Annotated in this window: 25 protein-coding genes and 1 tRNA gene; 11 read left to right on the plus strand and 15 right to left on the minus strand. The window is 66.9% G+C overall.

Going from position 1 to position 22979, the window contains the following annotated elements; genetic code table 11:
- Window positions 1-63 precede the first annotated feature (63 nt).
- From AC2YHA_RS07225 to AC2YHA_RS07235, 3 genes are read left to right on the plus strand one after another with little or no spacing between them, the layout of a single operon-like run.
- Window positions 64-414 carry a hypothetical protein gene (locus AC2YHA_RS07225; RefSeq protein ID WP_487400948.1) on the plus strand — a complete coding sequence of 117 codons (351 nt, stop codon included), beginning with the start codon at window positions 64-66 and terminating at the stop codon, window positions 412-414.
- A complete protein-coding gene (locus AC2YHA_RS07230) occupies window positions 411-659 on the plus strand; it encodes a hypothetical protein (protein WP_487400949.1) in 249 nt (82 codons plus the stop codon). Before AC2YHA_RS07225 ends, AC2YHA_RS07230 begins: the two co-directional genes overlap by 4 nt.
- Window positions 656-1744: a tyrosine-type recombinase/integrase gene (locus AC2YHA_RS07235; RefSeq protein ID WP_487400950.1), complete on the plus strand. Its 1089-nt coding sequence runs from the start codon at window positions 656-658 to the stop codon at window positions 1742-1744. Before AC2YHA_RS07230 ends, AC2YHA_RS07235 begins: the two co-directional genes overlap by 4 nt.
- Window positions 1745-1757: 13 nt before the next feature.
- Here the strand turns inward: AC2YHA_RS07235 and AC2YHA_RS07240 are convergent.
- The 3 genes from AC2YHA_RS07240 to AC2YHA_RS07250 all read right to left on the minus strand — a co-directional run bounded on the left by AC2YHA_RS07240 (window position 1758) and on the right by AC2YHA_RS07250 (window position 5803).
- Window positions 1758-1833: transfer RNA gene (locus AC2YHA_RS07240), tRNA-Glu, on the minus strand.
- 44 nt (window positions 1834-1877) lie between these two features.
- Window positions 1878-3341: a CehA/McbA family metallohydrolase gene (locus AC2YHA_RS07245; protein WP_487400951.1), complete on the minus strand. Its 1464-nt coding sequence runs from the start codon at window positions 3339-3341 to the stop codon at window positions 1878-1880.
- Window positions 3341-5803: a TonB-dependent receptor gene (locus AC2YHA_RS07250; protein WP_487400952.1), complete on the minus strand. Its 2463-nt coding sequence runs from the start codon at window positions 5801-5803 to the stop codon at window positions 3341-3343. The genes AC2YHA_RS07245 and AC2YHA_RS07250 overlap by 1 nt, the downstream gene beginning before the upstream one ends.
- A gap of 267 nt (window positions 5804-6070) precedes the next feature.
- On the opposite strand from AC2YHA_RS07250, the gene AC2YHA_RS07255 reads away from it, so the two are divergent.
- The 3 genes from AC2YHA_RS07255 (at window position 6071) to dcd (ending at window position 7610) form a co-directional block, all read left to right on the plus strand.
- The gene (locus AC2YHA_RS07255) at window positions 6071-6553 is read left to right on the plus strand and encodes a UPF0262 family protein (RefSeq protein ID WP_487400953.1); all 483 of its coding nucleotides are present in this window, start codon (window positions 6071-6073) and stop codon (window positions 6551-6553) included.
- On the plus strand, window positions 6553-6993 hold the full coding sequence (locus AC2YHA_RS07260; RefSeq protein WP_487400954.1) for a cytidine deaminase: 441 nt from the start codon (window positions 6553-6555) through the stop codon (window positions 6991-6993). Before AC2YHA_RS07255 ends, AC2YHA_RS07260 begins: the two co-directional genes overlap by 1 nt.
- A gap of 62 nt (window positions 6994-7055) precedes the next feature.
- Complete coding sequence (gene dcd / locus AC2YHA_RS07265; RefSeq protein WP_233786229.1) at window positions 7056-7610, plus strand: dCTP deaminase; 555 nt, start codon at window positions 7056-7058, stop codon at window positions 7608-7610.
- Between the two features lie 6 nt (window positions 7611-7616).
- Here dcd and AC2YHA_RS07270 read toward each other — a convergent pair whose 3' ends face one another.
- From AC2YHA_RS07270 to AC2YHA_RS07300, 7 genes are all read right to left on the minus strand, one after another.
- Complete coding sequence (locus AC2YHA_RS07270) at window positions 7617-8966, minus strand: S41 family peptidase (protein ID WP_487400955.1); 1350 nt, start codon at window positions 8964-8966, stop codon at window positions 7617-7619.
- Between the two features lie 14 nt (window positions 8967-8980).
- Complete coding sequence (locus tag AC2YHA_RS07275) at window positions 8981-9460, minus strand: MarR family winged helix-turn-helix transcriptional regulator (RefSeq protein ID WP_487400956.1); 480 nt, start codon at window positions 9458-9460, stop codon at window positions 8981-8983.
- 247 nt (window positions 9461-9707) lie between these two features.
- Window positions 9708-10076 carry a tetratricopeptide repeat protein gene (locus AC2YHA_RS07280; protein ID WP_487400957.1) on the minus strand — a complete coding sequence of 123 codons (369 nt, stop codon included), beginning with the start codon at window positions 10074-10076 and terminating at the stop codon, window positions 9708-9710.
- Window positions 10077-10234: 158 nt separating this feature from the next.
- A complete protein-coding gene (locus AC2YHA_RS07285; RefSeq protein WP_487400958.1) occupies window positions 10235-10660 on the minus strand; it encodes an ExbD/TolR family protein in 426 nt (141 codons plus the stop codon).
- A 30-nt stretch (window positions 10661-10690) separates the two neighbouring features.
- A complete protein-coding gene (locus AC2YHA_RS07290) occupies window positions 10691-11170 on the minus strand; it encodes an ExbD/TolR family protein (protein ID WP_487400959.1) in 480 nt (159 codons plus the stop codon).
- A gap of 94 nt (window positions 11171-11264) precedes the next feature.
- Window positions 11265-12065, minus strand: coding sequence for a MotA/TolQ/ExbB proton channel family protein (locus tag AC2YHA_RS07295; RefSeq protein ID WP_487400960.1), 801 nt, complete (start codon window positions 12063-12065; stop codon window positions 11265-11267).
- 79 nt (window positions 12066-12144) lie between these two features.
- The gene (locus AC2YHA_RS07300) at window positions 12145-12819 is read right to left on the minus strand and encodes an energy transducer TonB (protein WP_233786222.1); all 675 of its coding nucleotides are present in this window, start codon (window positions 12817-12819) and stop codon (window positions 12145-12147) included.
- Between the two features lie 224 nt (window positions 12820-13043).
- On the opposite strand from AC2YHA_RS07300, the gene AC2YHA_RS07305 reads away from it, so the two are divergent.
- A complete protein-coding gene (locus AC2YHA_RS07305; protein WP_406694094.1) occupies window positions 13044-13883 on the plus strand; it encodes a hypothetical protein in 840 nt (279 codons plus the stop codon).
- A 3-nt stretch (window positions 13884-13886) separates the two neighbouring features.
- Here AC2YHA_RS07305 and AC2YHA_RS07310 read toward each other — a convergent pair whose 3' ends face one another.
- Entirely contained in the window at window positions 13887-14627 is a 741-nt protein-coding gene (locus tag AC2YHA_RS07310; protein ID WP_487400961.1) for an SDR family oxidoreductase, read from the minus strand.
- Window positions 14627-14998 (minus strand): dihydroneopterin aldolase, encoded by a 372-nt coding sequence (locus AC2YHA_RS07315; protein WP_487400962.1) that lies wholly within the window; start codon window positions 14996-14998, stop codon window positions 14627-14629. The genes AC2YHA_RS07310 and AC2YHA_RS07315 overlap by 1 nt, the downstream gene beginning before the upstream one ends.
- 80 nt (window positions 14999-15078) lie before the next feature.
- Here AC2YHA_RS07315 and AC2YHA_RS07320 point away from each other — a divergent pair, with 80 nt between their 5' ends.
- The 4 genes from AC2YHA_RS07320 to AC2YHA_RS07335 are packed head-to-tail and all read left to right on the plus strand — an operon-like array spanning window position 15079 to window position 17976.
- Complete coding sequence (locus tag AC2YHA_RS07320) at window positions 15079-15594, plus strand: GNAT family N-acetyltransferase (protein WP_487400963.1); 516 nt, start codon at window positions 15079-15081, stop codon at window positions 15592-15594.
- 38 nt (window positions 15595-15632) lie between these two features.
- Window positions 15633-16196 (plus strand): DUF1285 domain-containing protein, encoded by a 564-nt coding sequence (locus AC2YHA_RS07325; RefSeq protein ID WP_487400964.1) that lies wholly within the window; start codon window positions 15633-15635, stop codon window positions 16194-16196.
- Entirely contained in the window at window positions 16193-16789 is a 597-nt protein-coding gene (locus AC2YHA_RS07330) for a CoA pyrophosphatase (protein ID WP_487400965.1), read from the plus strand. Before AC2YHA_RS07325 ends, AC2YHA_RS07330 begins: the two co-directional genes overlap by 4 nt.
- Window positions 16783-17976, plus strand: a complete 1194-nt coding sequence (locus AC2YHA_RS07335) for a CCA tRNA nucleotidyltransferase (protein ID WP_487400966.1) — start codon at window positions 16783-16785, stop codon at window positions 17974-17976. Before AC2YHA_RS07330 ends, AC2YHA_RS07335 begins: the two co-directional genes overlap by 7 nt.
- On the opposite strand, the gene AC2YHA_RS07340 is transcribed toward AC2YHA_RS07335, so the two are convergent.
- The 3 genes from AC2YHA_RS07340 to AC2YHA_RS07350 form a co-directional block, all read right to left on the minus strand.
- Complete coding sequence (locus AC2YHA_RS07340) at window positions 17946-19661, minus strand: putative bifunctional diguanylate cyclase/phosphodiesterase (protein ID WP_406694091.1); 1716 nt, start codon at window positions 19659-19661, stop codon at window positions 17946-17948. The genes AC2YHA_RS07335 and AC2YHA_RS07340 overlap by 31 nt on opposite strands.
- Window positions 19662-19725: 64 nt before the next feature.
- A complete protein-coding gene (gene parC, locus AC2YHA_RS07345; protein WP_233786210.1) occupies window positions 19726-21963 on the minus strand; it encodes a DNA topoisomerase IV subunit A in 2238 nt (745 codons plus the stop codon).
- A gap of 47 nt (window positions 21964-22010) precedes the next feature.
- A complete protein-coding gene (locus AC2YHA_RS07350) occupies window positions 22011-22937 on the minus strand; it encodes a LysR substrate-binding domain-containing protein (protein WP_487400967.1) in 927 nt (308 codons plus the stop codon).
- Between the last annotated feature and the right edge of the window lie 42 nt (window positions 22938-22979).

Raw genomic sequence — 22979 nt, forward strand, 5'->3', positions numbered from 1 at the left:
GACGCATGGCGGCTTTGGGGAGGACATCGTTGCCTACCGCCTCGCTCCAATGGAGGAATCAGCATGACGGACGATACCTTGCGGGAGGTGATCTATAAGGCCCTCGATCTTGCTCGCATCGATACTCTACCGAACAGCCTGGGCTTCTATGCGCGGGCGGGATTGGGCGCCCGGCATGATTCCGAAGAAGGAATCATCGAGCTTTTGGATGCCGCGACTGATCGCGTCGTCGCCCTCTCCACCGAGGGCGTACCCGTGGAGCGGGAAGCGACGATCCGTGAATGCGCACGCGAGGTGGCGTCGTACTGCCGCAGGATGAAGCGCGCCGGAAAGGAGCCAACCTTTACCGGAGCGCACGACGCCATCCTCGCCCTTCTGAACCCCTCCCTTGGTGGGGGAGGAAGCCGGGGATGAAACCGGAAGTCCTCGAGCGCCTCCCAGACTGGCCGGCTCGGATGACGTCCGACGTCGCGGCTCGTTATATGGGCGTATCTCAGGGAACGTTCCTGAAGCGGTTTGGCGAGTGCGGCGTGCGCGAGGAGGGCAACGTCCTCTGGGCCCGCGCACAGCTCGACCACCTCATTGCCAAGCAGTTCCGAATCTCTCAGCCTGTCGGATCGGCGCGCGAGAGGGATGATTCGTGGGACGACTTCAATTGAAGAACGTAACCGAACGACACGGGCACCTGTACTTCCGACGAAAAATCGGTGGTAAGGACACCTACGTTCGCCTTCCGGCGATCGATAGCCCTGACTTCCTTGACGAATACACCCGCCTGTCGGCCCCCGAGCCGGCGGCACGGAAGGCGGCCAAGGGAACGATAGCTGCGCTTGTGATCGAGTATCGAGGCTCGCAGGAGTGGCAGCGCAAGGACTCGAAAACCTGCGCCAACCAAGGTCGCTTCCTCGACTGGCTCGCCGAGAAGCACGGTCATCGCACGGTCGCCGGCATTCGGCCGTCCCACATCTACAAGATGCGGGATGAGTTCAAGGATAAGCCGGGCAACGCCGCGATCCTGCTCAGCGTGCTCAAATCGCTGATGAAGTACGCAATGCAGATCGACTGGCGGGACAGCAACCCCGCTGCCGAGGTGCCGATGCTCGCGATCGGCGAGCACGAACCCTGGCCGGCTGATCTGCTCCAGGTGTGCTTGGCGGAGGCGACGCCGATGACCCGTCTCGCCATCATCACCGGCCTATGTTCCGGCCAGCGAATCGGAGACTGCGTCCGAATGCAGTACGGCTGGATCAACGATGGGATCATGGAATTCCCGCAACAGAAGCGGCGCAAGGGTGGTGTCCGCAAACACGTCGCGGTCCCCATGCACCCGCTCTGGATCGACGAGCTCGCGAAACTGGCTCGCTGTTCCGTCACGCTGCTCTACGACCGAACGAATAAGCCCTTCCGGGACGCCGGCGCCATCCAGGAGCGCCTCAGGGATTTGATGGAAAAGCCGGCCGTCAAGGACGTGCTCGCCGACCTCATCGCCCGCGAGATGATTGCCGAAGGCGCGCGGTTCACCTTCCATGGGCTGCGCAAGAACGCCTGCTGCTACCTGCTCGAATGTGGGCTCAATGACAGCGAGGTCGGCGAAATTCTGGGCATGTCGCCCGAGATGGTGCGCCACTACGGCAAGCGCGCGCGGGCCCTGATGATTGCCCGCGGTGCTGCTCAGCGGATGACCGGGGGCACGGTGGCCATTCTTCCGGGGGCACGAGCAACTGCAGCAGAGGTAAAAAAGTGAGCAATTACAGCGTTGGTGACCCCTACGGGAATCGAACCCGTGTTTCAGCCGTGAAAGGGCCGCGTCCTAGACCGCTAGACGAAGGGGCCACGTTGCCGTGGTGGCGGGGCACTAGGCAAAGCGCTCCTCCGGGTCAAGCCGGGCAGCGCAGGTAGATCGGATTGCCGATCAGGGCCGGCTTGCCCGAGGGCAGCACCACGTTGACACTCACCCAGCCGCATGGCTGTGCCGGGCCGAGCATCAGCATAGTGTGCTGGTCGGCGCTCGTCACCGGCATGCGGGCGCTCTGGACGGGTGTGCCGTTGGTGATGAGCTCGATCGCGCCGCCCTGCGTGCCGACAACGTGGACTGCGAGGGTCACCGTCCCCGTTGGCTTCAGCTCGCCGCCCATCACAGCGCGCTGGCTGCCCGTGCTGGCCTCGACCTCCAGCAGCCGGTCGCGCGTGCCCTCGACGTCGATGAAGACATTGCCGGCGCGGATGCCGTCCTGGATGCCGCGGAGCGAGAGCTCGCGGGCATGCACCACCGTGGTCGGGCGGCCGATCCGCGTCCGCTCCGGCGGCGCGTCGGCATCGTGGTTGTCGCTGCCGCCGATGCCGGTCAGGCGATGACCCTCGTTGAGCCGCGCATACCAGAAGCCGGTCCCGGCCAGCGGCCCCGTCGCGGTATCGGCATTGATCGCCTCGATCGCGGTGATGCCCGACCAGTCGGTATCCCAGGTCCAGCCGCAGCCCATGCAGGCCTCGCCGGTCGGCAGCGCGGGATGGTTGATCGACATGATCGCGCCGGCGGCCGCGACCGACCGCTCCAGCGCGCGAGCATCGGGCACCGCCGGCGTGCCGACGCGGAAGTCGACGAAGCGCGACGGCCCGAAGATGTTGGCATGGCCGCGGAAGGTGGTGATCTCGACTCCCGGGATCAGCAGCAGCTTGTCGAACCAGGGCTGGAGCTCGCGGAGACCGTCGAAATGCGAGACGGTGTTGTGGTCGGTGACGGCGATGAAATCGAGCCCCGCCGCCGCTGCCGCCTCGACGGTGCGGTAGAGCGGGCATGGCACGCGCTTGCCGGTCTGACTGGTGCAGCTTCCGTCGCTGTTGGCGTCGTGCATGTGGAGGTCGCCGCGGTACCAGCCCTCCCCCGCCCGGATCGGCGGATCGGCGATCGCTGCGGTGGCGTTGGCAGCGCCCTTGCGGTTGAAGAAAATGTCGACGGTATAAGCGCTGCTGCTTCCCTGGCGCGCATTGGGGACACCCATCAGCACGCGCCAGCGGCCCGGCGTCACCGGGCCCGGGAGGTAGCCGGGCGTCGCGTCGCTCGCGCTGATCGTGAAGCGGTCGCGCCGGCCGCCGCTCCAGCCGCGGAAGCCCTCGGGACCGAGCACGCCGAGGTCGATCACCGTCTTGTTCGACTTGTCGTAGGCGAGCGTGACTGTGATCCGCTCGACGCCCGCGGGAACGTCGAACGGCACCTCCTTGTAATGCTGCGCATCCTCGCCAGTGACAATGCCGGTGACGTGGACGTCGGCCTTGGGCGCCTCCTCGGCCGCCGCGGGCAGTGCCGCGGCAAGCGCGAGGAGCAGCGCGAGCATCGTCCGCATCAGAAGGCGAAATCCACTGCGAAGCGGAAGTTCCGTCCCACGATCGGCCGGCCGATGAACAGGAGGTCGTTGGCCTGGCCGCTGGTCAACTCGCCGGCGCGCGGATTGCCCTCGGTGAGGCCGAGCGCGTTGGTGAGGTTGTCGCCATAGGCCCATAGCGAGATCTGCGGCGTCACGTTGAAGCGGATGCTGGCGTTGAGCACGGTATAGGCCGGCAGCTTCGAGGTGTTGGCGGCGTCGGCATAACGCTTGGTATAATGCTCGACATCGAGCTGCGCGCGGATGCGGTCGCCCCACAGCGTCACCGCCGGCGTCGCCCTCAGCGCGAGCCGCGGCACGCGCAGCAGCTGGTTGCCCGAATAGTCGCGGTCGGTGACGATCGGCTTGCCGTCCTTATCGGTGCCCAACTCGCCGAAGCGCAGGTTGCGGAAGGTCGGGTCCTGCCAGGTCGCGTTGAGCGTGAAGTCGAACCACTTGACCGGCCGCACCGTGCCCTCGAACTCGACGCCGTAGGAACGGGTATCGGTATAGATGGTCTGCGTGACGAACTTCAGCGTCGTGGGATCGAGGAAAGTGTTGCCGATCGAGTAGGAGTCGAAATCGGTGAGGAAGCCCGTCGCATAGACGCTGAGCAGCGGCGTCGCATATTTGATCCCCGCCTCCCACATCTTGATGCCTTGTGTCACCGGCATTGCGCTCGCGTTGGTGATGAAGCTGCCCACGCTGGGCAGGCGGAAGGTGGAGGTGTAGCGGGCGAACACCCCGGCGGTGCGGCTGAATTGGTAATCAGCGCCGAGCGTCCAGCCGACGCGGTCGAAGCTGCGGTCGAACGGCGTGAAGATGCCGTTGCCGGTCAGCACCGCGTCGTCGGCGAAGGTGGTCGGATCGCCCAGGTTGACCGCTTTCTGGCCCTCCTGCGAACCCTTGGTGTTCACCTTCTCCCAGCGGATGCCGCCGTCGATGCGCAGCGCCGAAGTCACCTGCCACTCGTCCGAGCCGTAGATGGCGAAGGTGTCCTGCGATCCGGAACCGTTGGCGAACTCCGATCCATAGGTGAGGACGCCGTTCTGCGTCGCGGTGCCGAGCACGTTGCCGCTCGCATCGAGCGCGACGAGATCAAGCAGGCGCGAATTACCCGACACGTCCTGCAGCGTCACGGCGGAGTAGCGTTTGAACGTCTCGTCGATGTGCGCATAATAGACGCCGAGCGCGACATTGTGCGTCATCGAGCCCATCTGGAACTCGTGCGTCAGGCGCAGGTCATCGAGGAATTCGCTCTCGTCGACGGTTACCGGCCGGGCGGCATTGACGAACACGTCGCCATTGCCGTTCTGGTTGGCGATGTCGAACACCTGGCCGGTGTCCGTATACCGGAGCTGAAGCGTGGCCATCGTCGGGAAGGCGGCGGCGAGCGCCCTCTGGTTGGTGGCGTTGCCGAGATAGCTGGCGAGATAGTTCGTCGCCGTCGCGACCGAGGCCGGATAGACGCCATTCCGCACCGTGTTCGAATCGCGGTAGCGGGCGTTGTTGGTGATCTTCCAGCCGTCGGCAAACTCCCATTCGCCCAGCGCCGAATATTGGTCGAGCCGGATCCGCGAACCGTCGGTATTGTTGAAGAACACCGGCCCGTTGGCGCTCTTCAGCGTCATGAACGCGGTCGCGCGGCTGGCGGTGGTGTCATAATGCGGGTCGAAGCCGGCTATGCCGACGATGTCGCCGTCGGCGTCCTTGGTCAGCGGGATGCCGGTGTAGAAGATCGCATTGTCGGAAAGATGCTTGTAGCTGACCGCGATGCGCCCGCCGTCGAAATTCTTGGCGAGATCGGCGCGGATCTGCCCGCCCTTGTTGCCGGTATAGCCCGGATCGCGCACGCCCTGCTCGTTGCGGTAGAAGCCGCCGACGTCGAAGGTCCAGCCGTTGCCGAGCGGCGCGCCGACCCAGCCGTCGAAGCGATAGAGATCGGCGGTCGGGCCGTAGAGCACGCGGGCATGGCCGGACAGCTCGTCGCCCGGCCGCCGCGTGATGTAGTTGACCACGCCACCCGGTGCGTTGGAGTAGAAGACCGACGACGGGCCGCCGCGCACCACCTCGATACGGTCGATCGATTCGTCGCTGCGGAACGCCTGGTCGGCGTTGAGATAGCCGAGCGCCGGATCATGCTGCACCGGCAGCCCGTCCTCGAGCAGGTTGATCGAGCCGAAGCCGTCGACGGGAATGCCGCGCGCGCGGACGTTGCCACTGCCCTCACCGCCCGACGCCTCGACCCAGAAACCGGGGACCGACTTCAGCGTCTCGGTCACGCTCGACGCCGCACGCGAGCGCAACGCGTCGTTGCTCAGCGTAGTGATCGCATAGCTGGTCTCGAGCTTGGTCCGCTCGCCCGCGCCGGCGCGGCCGGTGACGACGATGTCTTCGCCGCTCTCGTTCTGCGACTCGGTGTCGGCGATGGAGGTCTGGGCCATGGCTGCGGTGCTGCACGTGGCAGCAAGAACGATGAGCAACGATTTGACGAAAGTACGATTTACCACGGTGCTGAACCCCCAATCCCTTGCCGTCGGATGCGGCATGGCTGGGCGGCTAGGCGCGGCAGGTTACGAGTTTGCGGCAGTGCAGCGACGGTTTGGTTACGGTGGCGTCACCTTGCCGTCACGTCGGCACCGTCCGGCCACGAACCGCAGCTCATGCCGGAAATATTGCTATCGGGGTCCCAACCCTCCTAATCCGCCAGCATGGCGGACCCCCGCATCATCGGCGTCGAGCTAGACGAGCGCACCATCCTCTGGCGCTCGGCCGACGTCGAGCAGGAGCGGCGGATCGCGATCTTCGACCTGCTCGAGGAGAATCATTTCGCGCCCCAGCGCAAGCCCCCCGACGGCTATGCCGGGCCCTACCGCATCAAGCTCAGCGTCGAGGAGGGCCGGCTCGCGATCGCGATCCATCGCGAGGACGGCAGCCATCTGGAGACGCTGGTGCTCGCGCTCGGCCGCTTCCGCCGGCCGATCAAGGACTATTTCGCGATCTGCGACAGCTATTACGACGCGATCCGCAACGCGAGCCCGGCGCAAATCGAGACGATCGACATGGCTCGGCGCGGCATCCACAACCAGGCCGCCGAACTGCTGATGGAGCGGCTGGAGGGCAAGATCGAGGTCGACTTCGACACCGCAAGACGGCTGTTCACGCTGATCTGCGTGCTCCATATCCGCGGCTGATGACCAAGATCGACGCTCCCGCCCTGATCGCCGCCGCCCGCGAGGCTGCGCGGAACGCCCATGCACCCTATTCCCGCTTCGCCGTGGGCGCCGCGGTGCTGCTCGTCGACGGATCGGTGGTGACGGGCGCCAATTTCGAGAATGCGAGCTACGGCCTGTCGCTCTGTGCCGAGACGGTGGCGCTGGCGACGGTGAACAGCCTCGGCAGGCTGCGCGACGTGGTCGCGATCGGCGTGATCGGAGGCCGCATTGGTCATGCCGACTCCTCGCCGGTCAGCCCCTGCGGCCGCTGCCGTCAGGTCATCAACGAAGCGGCTCAGCTGAGCGGGCGCGACATCCCCGTCTTCTGCGCGGGCGCGGAAGGCGACGGCATCGCCACCTACCGGCTTTCGGAGCTTCTGCCCCTCGCCTTCGGGCCCAAGGACCTGGGTTTCGTCTGACGCGCCGGACAATCACCGCGTTCTGCTTGCCCGCCCTTCGACTGTTCGCCTAGACGTGCCGGATGTCCATCCTATCCGACCGCTGGATTCGCGAGCAGGCCCTCAATCACGGCATGATCGAACCGTTCGTGGAGGCGCAGCGGCGCGAAGGCTGCATCAGCTACGGCCTCTCCTCCTACGGCTATGACGCGCGCGTGGCGGACGAGTTCAAGATCTTCACCAACGTCGATTCGGCGACGGTCGATCCCAAGGATTTCGCCGCCAACAGCTTCGTCGACCGCCAGACCGACGTCTGCATCATCCCGCCCAACAGCTTCGCCCTCGCCCGCACCGTCGAATATTTCCGGGTGCCGCGCGACGTGCTGGTGATCTGCCTCGGCAAGTCGACCTATGCCCGCTGCGGCATCATCGTGAACGTGACCCCGCTCGAGCCCGAATGGGAAGGGCATGTCACGCTCGAATTCTCGAACACCACACCGCTCCCGGCCAAGATCTATGCCAACGAAGGCGCCTGCCAGTTCCTGTTCCTCAAGGGCGACCAGCCCTGCGAGACCAGCTATGCCGACCGCGCCGGCAAATATATGGGTCAGCGCGGAGTGACGCTGCCGCGGCTGTAGACGGGGCTATCGCCGTTCCAACCGGATCGGCGCGGGCTGATCGATCAAATATTGTTCCATGACGTCGCCGGTCAGCCGTAGGCGCAGGCGGTCGTCGAATCCCTCGACGGCGAACAGGCCGTCTGCAGTCAAAGGGATCAGCTGGGCGGCCTTGCCATCGCGCCGTACGAAGTTGAGCGCCCCATCCTGCCACGTCACACGCCGGTCGCCATACAGTCCGGCCATCGCCCACAGCTTCGCGGCCGGGATCGTCACGGGATGCAGGCGCGCCTCGATGCCGACGCGCGCCCATTCCCAGTCGGCGCGGTCGGCCGGATCGGCATCCGTGCGCTTGGCGAGCACCGCCAGCGCCAACGATTGCGCGACATCGGGCGCCTGCTCGGGATCGACCGCGACGTCAGGCGGTACGCCCGTACCTTCCCAGCTCGATTTGGATACGGGATGGACGGGACGGCCGAACGAGCAGCTCAGCATGAATCCCGGCGCGATCGGCGAGAAGCCGTTGTTGTTCGCCGCGCCGGCGGTGGTCGCGCCGATCAGCGTGCCGAGCCGGAACTGCTGCACGTCGTAGGCGAAGGCTTCCGCTCCGGAACCGACGCGGCCGTCGATCAGCACGTAGAGCGGCTTCCCCTTGAGCCGGCCGGCCGGCAGATATTCGAGCGTCCGGGACTGGATCGGTTCCTGACCCGCCTGGAGGAAGGTGATGTCGAGCGTATCGCCATCCATGAAATGGCTGAGCAGATAGCGCACCGCCGCATGCGACCCACCGCCGTTGCCGCGCAGGTCGATGATCACCGCATCGCCGCCGCGCAGGAACCGCATCGCGCCGTCATAGGCGGCGCCGCTCTCGTCATTGACCCATTGGAAGCCGGCGATCCGCAGATAGCGGATGTTTCCAGGCAGAATCTTCATCTCCGTGAGGCCGTGGTAGTCGCGCCGTGCCTCGCGGGCCCAAAGCGCCTCGAGCTCGGGACTGTCCTTGCCGTCGTTGGCGGGCTTGCCGGCTGCCGCATATTGGGCGGGGGCGAAATTCAGATACATGTGCCGATCACCGCTGGCTTCGCGCAGATCGGCGGTCACGCGTTCGGCGAAAATCGACGGATCGCCGACATTGTAGCGTCCCGATGCCAGTCCCTCGTCGAGACGCGCGACGATCGTCGGCACACGATCGGGAAAGACATAGCGGTTGCGGATTATCTTCGCGATCTCGGCGATCGCCGCTGTCCGTTGCTCGGCGGTCAGTGCAACCACAGCGTCGCCGCGTGCCACCGCTACAGGCGCGGCGCGCTGAGCGGAAACAGATGCTGGAACGAAAGCGGCAAGGATCGCGAAGGCCATAGCAGAACCGGGGTACATGCGGGCGTTGCCTTTCAACCATGGGAAACAGGTTCGACGGCCGCGGCCTTGAGCCGTTCGGCGAATGGCCTTCGTTCCAGCAGGTCGAGCGTTCTTGCCAGGACGTCCGGGAGTGAAAGGCCCAATTCCTGGTCCAGCGTCCGCGCCGCCGCCTCCGTCGTGGTCCAGATCTGCTCGAGCTGCGGAACGATGCGCTCAGCAAGCGGGGTAAGCGCGACGATACGTTCGCGCGCGTCGTCGCCGGCCCTCAACGTGACCAGCCCGCGTTCCGCCATCTGATTCACCGTCTGTCCGGCAGCCGAATGGGTGACACAGGCGTGCTCGGACAGAGCCCGGATCGTCGCCGGCCCATGTCGGATCAGCGCGCGGACGACGGGCGTGTAGCGCGGCCGATAGTCCAGGCCGGCATCGACATAGGATTGCTCCACGGCGCCGTCGAGCTCCTCAATCAGGCGGCGCAGCAGGGTTCCGAGGGTGGCGGCCCGGCTCGACATGGCAAAGGATATAAAAGCGCTTGTATATTCCGCAATAGCAGAAATGCGTCGAGGATCCTTCTCAGGCGTCGCCCTGCAGCTGGCCCCTCAATTCCTCCAGTTCCGACAGCGCGTCAGAAACTCGCTTCGGGGGGAACGCCGAGGTTTCAGTCCACACCAGGAGAGGAATGCAGACGCCCGCGCTTTCCAGCGCGGGCGTCACGATTGAGCCGATGCCGGCAATCTCTTGCCTGCGTGGCCGGCGATCTCAGTTCCTTGCGATGTGCGTCCGGACGTCCAGTTGACGCAGGCCGGTTTCGGCGATCGCATGGGCGCTGGCAGTCCGCTCAGCAGAAAGGTCCATCAGCACGTCCTCGTTGGCCAGCACCTGCTGGTAGAGCGAGCGCGCCTCATTCGCGCGGTCGGTCTGTGCGTAGACCGCGGCGAGGTTGAGCAGAATCTCGGGTCGGTTGGGGAAGATGCGGCGCTCGGCGATCAGCCGGCGCTCGGCTTTGGCATAGTCGCCGCGCTCGATCGCCTGCGCGGCCAAAGGATCGGTGCGGGTCTGCGCCGGCGCCGCCTGAGCCGCGGCCGCCAGCGACGCGACAAGGATGGTTGCAACAACCTTGTTCATCATGAAGGCTCCTCTCATCGTTACGTTTCGGTGTCAGTTTTATGACACTCATGTTTCAATACGATGAAGGAGCTGTGACGTCAAAAGAAAAGGGCGGCCGAAGCCGCCCTTTATGAGACCATCATCTGTCTCAGCTGCCCACGCGAAGCGGGCCACGATCGTCAGAAGTCGCCGCGATACTGCTCGTTGCCGACGAAGCCGAGCTTGGTGACGTTGGCGCGCTTGATGATCGCCAACACCTGATCAACCTTCTCGTACCGCGCCTGGGCATCGGGCTGGAAATGCAGCTCGGGCTCCGGGCTCATCGCCGTGGTGCGCTCGAGATACTGCGCCAGCGTCACGTCGTCGATCGGCGTGCCGTTCCAGAACACGTTGCCGGTCGGATCGATCGACACCTTGTTCTTGTCCGGCTCGATCGGCGGCTTGGGCGCGTTCGAGTTCTGCGGCAGATCGACCTTCACCGCGTGCGTCTGCACCGGGATGGTGATGATGAACATGATGAGGAGCACGAGCATGACGTCGATCAACGGCGTCGTGTTCATCTCCATCATCGGCTCGCCGTCGTCGCGGCCACCACTCATTGCCATTTCAAACTACTCCTTGGCCGTGCCGTCGCGTCAGCGGTCGAGCGTCTGGACCGAGCCGGCCGGCGGCTCGGAGATGAAGCCGACCTTGGCGAAGCCCGCCATCTGCATCGTGTAGACCGTGCCGCCGATGCAGCGATACGGCGTGTTGACGTCACCGCGGATGTGCACCTCGGGGATGTCATCCGGCTTCAGGTTCGCGCCGAGCTTGTCGACCACGCCCTTGAGCTTGGCGACGCCACGCTCGAGCAGCTCCTCGTGATTGACCTTGGTCATGTTCCAATAGACGTCGCACCCATCCGGACCGCCCTTGACCGAGAGCGAGACGTTCTCGGGCTTGGTGGTGGTGGGTTCGAACGGCACCTTGGGCAGCTCAACTTTGACCGTCTGGATCACGACCGGAACCGCGATCAGGAAGATGATCAGGAGCACCAGCATCACGTCGACGAGCGGCGTGGTGTTGATGTCCGACATCGGGGTTTCGTCGCTGCTACCCCCTACGCTCATCGCCATAGCGAGCTAATCCTATCCTCAAATTCACATCCGGCGCGTTGATCGACGCCGGTCAATCGATGGGGCCGCGGCGAACCGCGGCCCCGATAGTCCCTTACGCGCGGGTCTGGCCCGTCGTGCCGGTGGTCGCCGCCGGCTTGGCCGCCGGAGCAGCGGCCTTGGCCGGAGCCGCCTTCGCCGCCGCCGTGGCCGGACGCACCGCGCCGTTCGAGGCGAGGAAGCCGAGCACGTCGTTCGAGAAGGCCGACAGGTCCTCCGAGATGCTCTTGTTGCGGCGCTGCAGCCAGTTGTAGGCAAGCACCGCCGGCACCGCGACCGCGAGACCGAGCGCGGTCATGATCAGCGCCTCACCGACCGGACCGGCGACCGCGTCGATCGACGCCTGGCCCGCCGCGCCGATCTTGATCAGCGCGCGGTAGATGCCGATGACGGTACCGAACAGACCGATGAACGGCGCGGTCGCGCCCACCGTCGCGAGGAATGCGAGGCCGGTGTTCAGCTTCGAGTTGATCGCCGCTTCCGAACGGGCGAGCGAGCCGTGCAGCCAGTCGTGCGCCTCGACCGGATCGGTCAGGCGGCCGTGCTGGTCCTGCGCGGCCAGGCCGTCGTCGACGATCTGGCGATAGGCCGAGTTCTTCTCGAGCTTCGCCGCGCCTTCACGCAGCGAGTTGTTCGACCAGAAGCTTTGGCGGACGCGCTTCGCCTGGTTGATGATCTTCTGCTGCTCGAACAGCTTGGTGAACATGATGTAAAAGCTGACGATCGACATCAGCACCAGGATGCCGAAGACGGTCTGCGCGATGATGCCGCCCTGCTGGAGCGCAGGGATCAGGCCGTACGGGTTTTCGCCGCCGTGAGCCGGGGCCGCACCTGCGGCGAGGATGGTGGTCAGCATTGGTCGGTCTTTCCTCTGACGATTTGATTTCAACAAAAGCTCGGCGTCCCGGGCGGGGCCCGGCGACGCCGATGGTTAGTTATTCCTCGAGCTGCCAGCGCACGCCCGGGATGGTGGCGGTTGAGACGATCGGGTTGCCCGCATCATCCTGCGCCGGCTTGTAGCGGCCGCGCCGCTTGGCGAGACTGCAGGTGGTGGCGTCGAGCTCGGAATTGCCGCTCGACGAAGTCACACGGCAGTCGGTGACCTTGCCATCGGTACCGATGGTCAGTGAAACCGTGACGCGCCCCTCGGCACCCGCACGACGCGCGCCCGCAGGATAATCGTCGTTCGAGAACCACGAGCCGGGATTGCCCCTCGGCGTCGCCTTGGCGGCGAGCTTCGGCGGCGGCGGCGGCGGCGGTGCGGGCGGTGCCGGTGGTGCAGCGATCGGCGCCGGCGTATAGGTCGGCGGCGGCGTCGTCACCGCGGTGATCGTCACCGGCGGCGGCGTGTTGGTCTGCACGATCGGCGGCGGCGTCACGACCGGCGGCGGCTGCATCGGCTGATCCGGCGGCGGCGGCGGCGGCGGCACCTCTTCGGGCGGGGGTGGCGGTTCCTCTACCTCGAAGGTCTTCAGATTTTCCTGAGCCTTCTTGATGTACTGGTAGGCGAGGCCCGTCACGAAGGCATATCCGAGCGCAACGTGAATCAGCGCGACGATGATCAGCGCTACCACACGGCTGCCGCTCATATTCCGGTCAGCGTAAGCCATTCAGCAACGAAACTCCCTCATGACTGACAATGGTGAACCCGACATGGTCCTTATGTCGTTGCCCACCTTCTGCCTTGACTGTTGTATCCCTGCGGCAGCGGCCGAGTCTCTATCGTGGGCCTCGGGATGACGCAAACGCTTTGTCGAGCGCAATAAACTTACCAGCGCCTCGCGACAGAATTATTTCTGTATCAAAGCTGCACCTTCGCGTAACCCGTAATGCCATGAAGTGCCTGTCTTCCGCGATTCCCGCGGCCCTCGCCCTCTTCGCCACATTTGCCCCATATCCGGCGCAAACCGCACAGATCGTGGCAGAAACGGGGCAAGCTGCGCCGTCCTATGCCGCCATCGCCGACCGCCTGACGGCCTCGCCGATCGTGATCGATGCGGTCGTTCGCGACGCGATCCGGTTGAAGGACGCCGCCGCGGCCAATACCGAAGCAGGACGGATCAGATATTATGTACAAGCCGATGTCCAGTCCCTGATTCGCGCCCCGTCGGCGATACCGACGCGCATTTCCTACCTGGCCGATGTTCCGACCGATTCGCGCGGCAAGCCGCCCAAGCTCAAGAAGCTGCGCGTGCTGCTGTTCGCCCGGCCGGTCCCGAATCGGCCCGGCGAGATCCAGCTGACCGATCCGGACGCCCAGCAGCCGTGGACTCCTGCGCTCGACGCGCTCGTCCGCCGTATCGTGAAGGACCTTGTCGCTCCGGATGCGCCGCCGGTGATCACCGGCGTCGGCAATGCCTTCCATGTTCCCGGCACGCTGCCCGGCGAGGGCGAGACGCAGATCTTCCTGCTCACGCCCAACGGACGGCCGGTGTCGCTCAACGTGCTGCGCCGGCCCGGTGAGCAGCCGCGCTGGGCCGTGGCACTGTCGGAGATCGTCGACGAAGCCGCGGGCCCGCCCGCCAAGGACACGCTACTATGGTATCGACTCGCCTGCGGCCTGCCGCCGACGCTGCCCGACCGGGCGCTGGCCTCGATGGAGGAAGCCGACGCGGCGGCGGCGCGTGAGGATTATGACTTCGTGCTGAAGGCGCTGGGGCCCTGCGGCCGCTGACTGTCAGCGGCCGAGGTGGACAAAGTCGCGCCCCCAGCTCCTGAGGTGGGCGCCGGCATCGACGAAGATCACCTGGCCGGTCACTGAATCCGCGGCCGCCAGCCAAGCGACGGCGTCTGCCACCGCTTCGGGCGCGGGCAGATGGGCGAGCGGCATCATCGCGGCGAGCCGGTCGAGCTGGGCTGCATCATATTCCGGAGTCGGAATGGTCAGCCCCGGTGCGACGCCGTTGACCCGGACGCGCGGGGCCAGCGCCGCCGCCAGCGTGCGAGTCGCTTCAGCCAGCGCCTGCTTGGACAATGTATAGGTGAGTTGGTCGACGGGAGGTTGGGCGATTCGCTGGTCGAGGATGTTGACCACGACGCGCCCGCCGAGCCTGGCCACCCCGTGCGCGAGAGCATAGGGAGCGGCGAGATTGACGCGCAGGTGGTCGAGGAGATCATCGTAGCCGCCGCTCCCCTCCCCCACCGCCTCGAAACGCGAGGCGCTATTGACGAGCAGGTCGGCCGGACGTCGGAAATGGCGCGCTACGTCCTCCGGCAGCGCCTCGACAGCGCGCGAATCGGTAAGGTCGGCGGCGAAGATGTGGTGATCGACGCCCGCGAGCCGCTCCTCCAGCCATGGCTCGGGCTCGGGATCATGGCCGGCGTGGAGCGCGAGGTCGTATCCCGCATCCGCCAACCGCGCGGCGATGTGCGCGCCCAGCCGCCGGCAGCTTCCGGTGACGAGCGCGAGCGGGCGCATCAGCGCCGATGCCTCACCAGCGTGATGCCGATCGATTCGCCGCGCTCGGCGATCGCCAGCTTGATGATTTTCACCTCGACCCGCCGCACGCGCCTGTCCTGCAGGAACAGGGTCTCGACGATATGGTCGGCGACGCCCTCGATCAGCTTGAAGTGCACCCCCTCGGGCAGCGCGCGTGTCGCCGCGTCGCGCAGGTCGATATAGCTTTTCGACGCCGACAGCGGCGTGTCCGGCGCGAAATGAGGCGGACAATCGATCTCCACATCGAGCGAGATGCGGAGCGGCTGCGGCAGGTGAGTCTCTTCGGAATAGATGCCGGTCAGCACCTGGACCTCGAGATCGTGCACCTGAAGAGTGAGGCTGTCGTTCATGGGTGATGCGCCGATAGCAGATCGGCGCGCGCACGAAAGCCTTGCGCTGCCGTCCGATGGCGCTAATGCGCGCGCCCTTCATGACCATCATCCCGCTCTCGACCATTGCGCCCGACGCCATCGAAGCGCTGCTCGACCGCGCCTTCGGGCCCAATCGCCGCGCGAAGACGGCCTATCGCGTGCGCGAGGGACTGGAGGTGATTCCCGAGCTGAGCTTCGCGATGCTGGACGAGGCGGACGCCTTTGTTGCCAGCATCCAATGCTGGCCGGTGGCTTTGGCCTGCGACGACGGCCCGCGCGTGGCGATGGTGATGGTCGGCCCGATCGCGGTGGAACCGACGATCCAGGGCGGCGGGCTCGGCCAGCGCATCACCCGCCACGCCCTTACCGCAGCCGATGCCGGCAGCGGCGAGGGCTGGGACAAGCTGATGTTGGTCGGCGACCCCGAATATTATGCGCGCTTCTTCGGCTTTTCCGCCGAACGCACCGGCCGCTGGCGCCTGCCCGGCCCATGGGAGCCCCGCCGCCTGCTCGCGCGCGGCCCTATCCCCGACTGCGCCGGGATGATCGAACCGCGGCTGCCGGTAGTCGTCTGAGGGTTTACCGGCGCCGCGCTCCTGCTAACGCTGCCGCGATGCCGATGGAGCCGCCGCCCGACCTCGCTTCGCTGAGCCTCGCCGAGATCGCCGACCTCGCCGCGCGACGGAAGCTGCCGCCGGTCGAGCAGTGGAATCCCGGCCATTGCGGCGACAGCGAGATGCGGATCGCGCGTGACGGCACCTGGTATCACCAAGGCTCGCCGATCGGGCGAGCGGCGATGGTGCGGCTGTTCTCGACTATCCTCAGGTGCGAGCCGGATGGCGGCTATGTGCTGGTGACACCGGTCGAGAAGCTCGACATCGCAGTCGAGGATGCGCCGTTCGTCGCGGTCGAGCTGAAGGCCGAGGGACGCGGGCGCGACATGCGCCTCGCCTTCCGCCTCAACACGGACGAGCTCGTCGCCGCCGGTCCCGAGCATCCGTTGCGCTTTGAAGCACATGACGACGGCCCCCGCCCCTATCTCCACGTCCGCGGCGGGCTTGAGGCGCTGGTGGCGCGGCCGGTCTATTACGAGCTGGCGGAGATCGCACTGGCCGGGGACGACGATCCGCCCGGCCTGTGGAGCGACGGCGCCTTCTTCCCGCTGGAGCCGGCATGACCTTGGTCGAGCGGCTGACGGCCGCGCTGGAGGCGGGCAACCGCATGATGCCCGAGCTGCTGACCGGCGATCTGGGGGGGCTGGAGCTCGACCAGGCACCGCGTCATGCCGAGGCGGCAGTGCTGATCGCGGTCACCGACCGGCCGGAGCCGGGCGTGATCCTTACCCAGCGCACCGAGACGCTGCGCCGCCACGCCGGCCAGGTCGCCTTCCCCGGCGGCCGGATCGATCCCGGCGACGACGGCCCGGTCGCCGCCGCGCTGCGCGAGGCGGAGGAGGAGATCGCAATGCCTCCGGAGGCGGTGACGGTGATCGGCCCGGTCGACCGCTACCGCACCGTCACCGGCTATGAGGTGACGCCCGTGCTCGGCGTCGTCGCGCCGGACCTGCCGCTCGTCGCCGCCGAGGCGGAGGTCGCCGACGTGTTCGAGGTCCCCCTCGCCTTCCTGCTCGATCCCGCCAACCAGCGCGAGACCAGCCAGGTCTGGCAGGGGCGCGAGCGGCATTATTATCAGATCGACTGGAACGGCCGCCGCATCTGGGGCGCGACCGCGGCGATGCTGGTCAATTTGTCGCGGCGGTTGGCATGGTGACGCTGCCGGATGCGGAATGGCGCCATCGCGCCGGGCTCGACCGCCTCGCCGAGGTGCTCGGCGCCAATGAAGGCATGGCGCGGTTCGTCGGCGGCGCGGTGCGCGATGCGCTGCTCGATATCCCTGTCGCAGACCTCGACGTCGCTACTCGTCATGCGCCGGCGACGGTGATCGACCTTCTCCGCCGCGCCGGGATCAAGGCGGTGCCGACCGGCATCGATCACGGCACCGTCACCGCAATCATCGAGAGCGGCCCGGTCGAGGTGACGACGCTGCGCCGCGACGTGTCGACCGACGGGCGCCGCGCGACCGTCGCCTTTACCGGCGATTGGCGCGAGGACGCGGCGCGGCGGGACTTCACCATCAACGCGCTCTACGCCGATCCCGCGACCGGTGAGGTGTTCGACTATTTCGGCGGGCTCGCCGATCTGGCGGCGCGCCGCATCCGCTTCATCGGCGATCCGCTCCAGCGGATCGCCGAGGATCACCTGCGCATCCTGCGCTTCTTCCGCTTCCTCGCCCGCTTCGGCAATGCGCCCGATGCGGCCGGGCTGGAGGCCTGCGCCGCGCGCGCTAACGACCTGATGGCGCTGTCGCGCGAACGCATCCGCGACGAGCTGCTCAAGCTGCTCGCTGCGCGCGACGCGGTGCGGGTCGTGCGGCTGATGCTGGATCGCGGCATATTGAAGCCGGTGCTGCCGGAGATCGTCTCGGCCGACCGGCTGGAGGCACTGGCCTCACGCGAAGATGCCGCCGGCATCACGCCCGCGCCCCTGCGCCGCCTGGTCGCGCTGCTGCCCGCCGACGCGGTCGAGGAGGTCGGGGCGCGGCTCAAGCTCTCCAATGCCGAGCGCAAGCGGATCGTCTCTGCCGCGCAGCCGGCCGGCGACCGCGGCGTGTATGAGCTCGCCTACCGCCTCGGCACCGAAGGGGCGGTCGACCGGCTGCTGCTGTCGGACCGTCCGGTCGAGGAGGTGTGCACCGCCGCCGCCTGGAGCCCGCCGGCGCTGCCGATCACCGGCGGAACGCTGGTCGCGCGCGGACTGCGCCGCGGGCCGGAGGTCGCCCGCGTGCTGCGCGAGATCGAGAACCGCTGGATCGCCGAGGACTTCCCCGATGCGGCACGGGTCGACGTGATCGCCGAAGAAGCGGTCGCTCAGGCGCTGCGCTCGGCGAGCAGCGCGTAGGCCGCGTCCTTCTCGAGCGGCCGCGAATAGAGATAGCCCTGGCCGTAGCAGCAGCCGAGCGCGGCAAGCGTCTGGGCGAGTTCATTGCTCTCGATGCCCTCCGCCGTCGTGCGCATCCCGAGCGCCTGAGCGAGGCTCAGGATCGCGCGGACGATCGCCACCTTGTCGCGATCGGCGAGCATCCCGGTCACGAAGCTGCGATCGATCTTGAGCACGTCGATCGGCAGCTTCTGGAGATAGGCGAGGTTGGAATAGCCAGTGCCGAAATCGTCCATGGCTAGCGTGGTGCCGAGCCCCTTCAGCGCATGCATCGTGGCGGCGATCCGGTCGGGATCGCTGACGATCGCGCTTTCGGTGAGCTCGAGCGTCATCCGCTCGCCCGCAACGCCGTGACCGTCGAGCGCCGCCTGCACCATCGGCGCCACCTGGTCGCGCTGGAGCTGGATCGCCGACAGGTTGACCGCAACGTTGACCCGGCAATGACCACCGGCGGCGCGGTCCCATTCGGCGAGTGTACGGGCCGCCTCGCCCATCGCCCAGCGGCCGAGCGGCACGATCAGGCCGGATTCCTCGGCGACCGGAATGAAATCGGACGGCTTCACCTCGGTTCCGTCGCGCAATGTCCAGCGCGCCAGCGATTCGAACGACACGATCCGCCCGCTCGCCAGGTCGCAGATCGGCTGGAAGCTCAGGCGAAGCTCCCCATTCTCGACCGCGCGGCGCAGTTCGGTCTCGATGCTGAACTGGGTGCGGACGATGTCGAACGCCGAATCCTGATAGATTTCGGTGCGTCCCGTCTTCTTCGCGCGCTTCACCGCGAACTGGGCGTGGCGGATCAGGTCCTCCGACTCGGCAAGCTCGTCATGGCCGAGCGCGATGCCGATCGCACAGTCGATATGGATCTCGAAATCGGAGAGGCGGAACGGCGCCGACAGCGCGGCATGGATGCGGGCGGCGACCTGGAGCGCATCGCGGGCTCCGTCGTCGACCGCGATCAGGATGCCGAACTCATCGCCGCCGATCCGCGCGAGCATGTCGCTGCCCCGCAGCGCGCCCTTGATCCGCCGCGCGACCGAGATCAGCAGCTCGTCGCCAGCCAGGCTGCCCATGCAGGCGTTGACGCGGCTGAAGCGGTCGAGATTGACGATCATCACCGCATGTCCGGCGCGCGTCTCCTCGGTAATGCGGCTTTCGAGCTCGTCGCCGAAGCCGCCGCGGTTGGGCAGGCCGGTGAGGCTGTCCGACAGCATCTCGCGCCGGAGGCTGGTTTCGGTGCGCTGCTCACCGGTCTGGTCAACGAGGCTCACCAGGCAGCGCTTGACGTGACGGAGTGCCGCGCGGCGCGCGATCATCACGCGGAAATAGCGCGCATCGATCGCCTCGCCGAACTGCCACGCGAATTCGAGATGCGTCTCGTCGGATTCGAGGAACTGGAGGATTCGCGCCCCAAGCAGGCGGATCACCGGCGACTGCTCAGCCGTCGCGCCGAGGCCGGCTCTGCGGAAGGCACGATTGACCGCCTCGAAGGCGAAGGCGCCATCGACCCACTCCACCACGGCGGCGGGAATGGGCATCAGGTCGATGATCGCAGCGCTCGTCCGCGGCCCGACCTGCGGAACATCGTCGGCAACCGCGAGCGGCGCCGGAGCGAGCGTGGTGATCGGGCGCGCCTTACGAAAGATCATCGCGCCCCCCTGTTAGGGGCGATTGGTTAAAAGCGGCTGAAAACGAAAGTCATTTCCGTAAAGATCAGAAGCGGTTGTCGCGGGGGAAGCCAGTTGGCGGCATCCGTCCCGCCGCGCCGCGTGCCGCACGCCATTGCGTCAGATCGGTTTCAGTGCGTGTCCGCCCGCCATCGCCGCCCATCGTCCAGCTGAGGCCGGCAGCGAAGCGGAAGGTGGTGACGTCCGACAGACCGCCGTCGCGGTAGCGCTGGAGCTGCACCCCCTGCCCGCGCGCCAGCTCGGCCACTTCGGCGAGCGGGAACACCAGCAGCTTGCGGTTGTCGCCGACCACGCCGACATAGTCGTCTTCCGGTCCGACCGGGCGCACCACCTTGAGCTTGGCCCCGGCGCGGGGCGTCACCACCGTCTTGCCCTTGCGCGTCTCAGCGATCGTGTCGGCCGCCTTCACCACGAAGCCGCGTCCGTCGCTCGCGGCGACCAACAGCTTCTCGGCGCGCGTGGCGGGAAGCAGCGCGACGATCCCCGCATCGCCGTCGAGGTCGATCATCAGCCGCACCGGCTCGCCGAACCCGCGCCCGCCGGGCAGCTTGTCGGCAGCGAGCGTATAGAAGCGCCCGCTGTCGGCCGCGAGCAGCAGCTTGTCCGTGGTCTGGGCATGAAAGGCGAGGAACGGCCCATCGCCCTCGCGGAACTTGAGCGCGTCGGCCGAGGCGAGCTCGACATGCCCCTTCATCGCGCGGACCCAGCCGCGCTGGGAGAGGATCACGGTGATCGGCTCGCGCTCGATCATCGCCTCCAGCGGGATGTCGCGCGCCGGCGCGGCTTCCTCGATCGTGGTGCGGCGCGCGCCGAGCGCGGTCTCGGGGCTATAGCGCTCGCGGAGCTTGGCGAGGTCGCGCTTCATGCGCGTGCGCTGGCGGGCGTCGGACGACAGCAGCAGCTCGAGCTCGCCCCGTTCCTTGTCGAGTGTATCTCGCTCGCCGCGAATCTGCATCTCCTCGAGGCGGCGCAGGCTGCGCAGGCGCATGTTGAGGATCGCCTCCGCCTGGCGGTCGGTGAGGCCGAACTCGGCGATCATCACCGGCTTGGGCTCGTCCTCGGTGCGGATGATCTCGATCACGCGATCGAGGTTCAGATAGGCGATGAGGTAGCCGTCGAGCAGCTCGATCCGGTCGGCGATCTTGCCGAGCCGATGCTCCGAGCGGCGGCGCAGCACGATGAAGCAATGCTCGACCCAGCTCTGCAACGCCTCCGACAGGCTCATCACCCGCGGCGTGCGGCGCGCGTCCAGCACGTTGAGGTTGAGCGGCACGCGCACCTCGAGGTCGGAGAGACGATAGAGGCTCTCCGCCAGCGTATCCGGATCGACAGTGCGCGCGCGCGGCTCCAGGACGATGCGCACCGCCTCGTCGGATTCGTCGCGCACGTCGGCGAGGATCGGCAGCTTCTTCTCGTTGATGAGCGCAGCGATGCCCTCGATCAGCTTGCCCTTCTGCACGCCGTAGGGGATCTCGCTGACAACGAGCTGCCACCCGCCCCCCTTCTCGCGCTCGATCGTGGTGCGGGCGCGGACGCGGAAGCTGCCGCGGCCGGTGGCATAGGCCTCGGCGATCGCCGCTTGGCTGTCGACGCAGATGCCGCCGGTCGGGAAGTCCGGCCCCTTCACATAGTCCAGGACGTTGGCGTGGCGGTTGTCGATCAGCGCGACCGCTGCGTCGATCAGCTCGGCGGCGTTGTGCGGCGGGATGCTGGTCGCCATGCCGACGGCGATGCCCTGCGCGCCGTTGGCGAGCAGGTTGGGGAACAGACCCGGGAACAGTTCCGGCTCCAGCTCCTCGCCGTTGTAGGTCGGGCGGAAATCGACCGCATCCTCGTCGAGACCGTCCATCAGATCGATCGCGACCTGGGTCAGGCGGGCTTCGGTGTAGCGATAGGCAGCGGCGTTATCGCCGTCGATGTTGCCGAAATTGCCCTGCCCGTCGACCAGCGGGTAACGGGTGGCGAAGGTCTGCGCGAGGCGGACCATCGCGTCGTAGACGGAACCCTCACCATGGGGGTGGTATTTGCCGATCACGTCGCCGACGACGCGCGCGCATTTCTTGTAGCCGGCGTCGGGGTCGAGCCGCAGCAGCCGCATCGCCCAGAGCAGGCGGCGGTGGACCGGCTTCAGCCCGTCGCGGACATCCGGCAGCGACCGCGCGGTGATCGTCGACAGCGCGTAGACGAGGTAGCGATCGGACAGGGCGCTGTCGAAGGGGGCATCGACGATCTGATTGAAGGGGTCCTGGAAATCGGTGGCCATCGCAGTCGACTAGCAGCCCGCCCGCGCACTGGCGAGCCCGGGAAAGCTCACGGCGCGTCGAGCGGGACCAAGATGCCCATCGGATCGTCGCCCGCCGCCTCTCGTACCGCATCGAGCAGCCAATCGCGAAACGCGCGGACCTTCGTCAGATTGCGCTTGCCCTCGGGATAGAGCAGCCAAAAGCCGTTGCGATAGTTGGCGATATGGGCGAACGGCTGGACGAGCAGTCCGGCGTCGATCGCCTGCTGAAACATGGGCGGGCTCAGAATCGCGACGCCATGGCCGGCGATCGCAGCGCTGCCGTCCAGCACCTGCGAACCGAAGCGGACCCCGGAATGGGTGCGGCTGTCGAGCGTCACGTCCTCCAGTGTCTCGAACCATAAGTCCCACCAATCATCCTCGGGCGAGATGCGCGGCACTTCGAACAGGTCCGCCGGCCGTTCCAATCGGTACCGCTCGAGAAATGCGGGACTGGCAAGCGGCGTCACCGGCATCCGCATCAGGAAATGCGAGGCCAGCCCGGACCAGGGCGTTGGAGCGCCGCGGATGGCGACGTCGAACTCGCTCGCGGCCAGGTCGACCAGCTCGTCCGAGATGTGCAGCCGCACCGCGAGATCGGGATGCTCCAGCTGAAAGTTGCCGAGCCGGCCGGCCAGCCAGTTGGTCGCGATCGTGCGCGGCGCGGTGATCGACAGCACTGCCGCATTCTCCGCGCGCGCGACCGCGAACGCCTCGCCGAGCGCGGTGAAGGCCCCTGTCACCTGCGGCGCGATCCGGCGGCCGAGGTCGGTCAGCGCCATGCCGCGCCCGCGACGCGTGAAGAGCGGCGCGCCCAACCGCTCCTCGAGCACCTTCATTTGATAGCTGACCGCCGCCTGCGTCATGCCCAGCTCCTCCGCGGCGCGGCTGAAGTTCTCGTGGCGCGCGGCCGCCTCGAACACGCGGACGGCGGCGAGCGGCGGCAGGCTGTGCATCCATAAGATATAAGACCAACTTGTATTTCATGTCCAACGCTT

The organism is Sphingomonas sp. SRI_018, assembly GCF_057586275.1.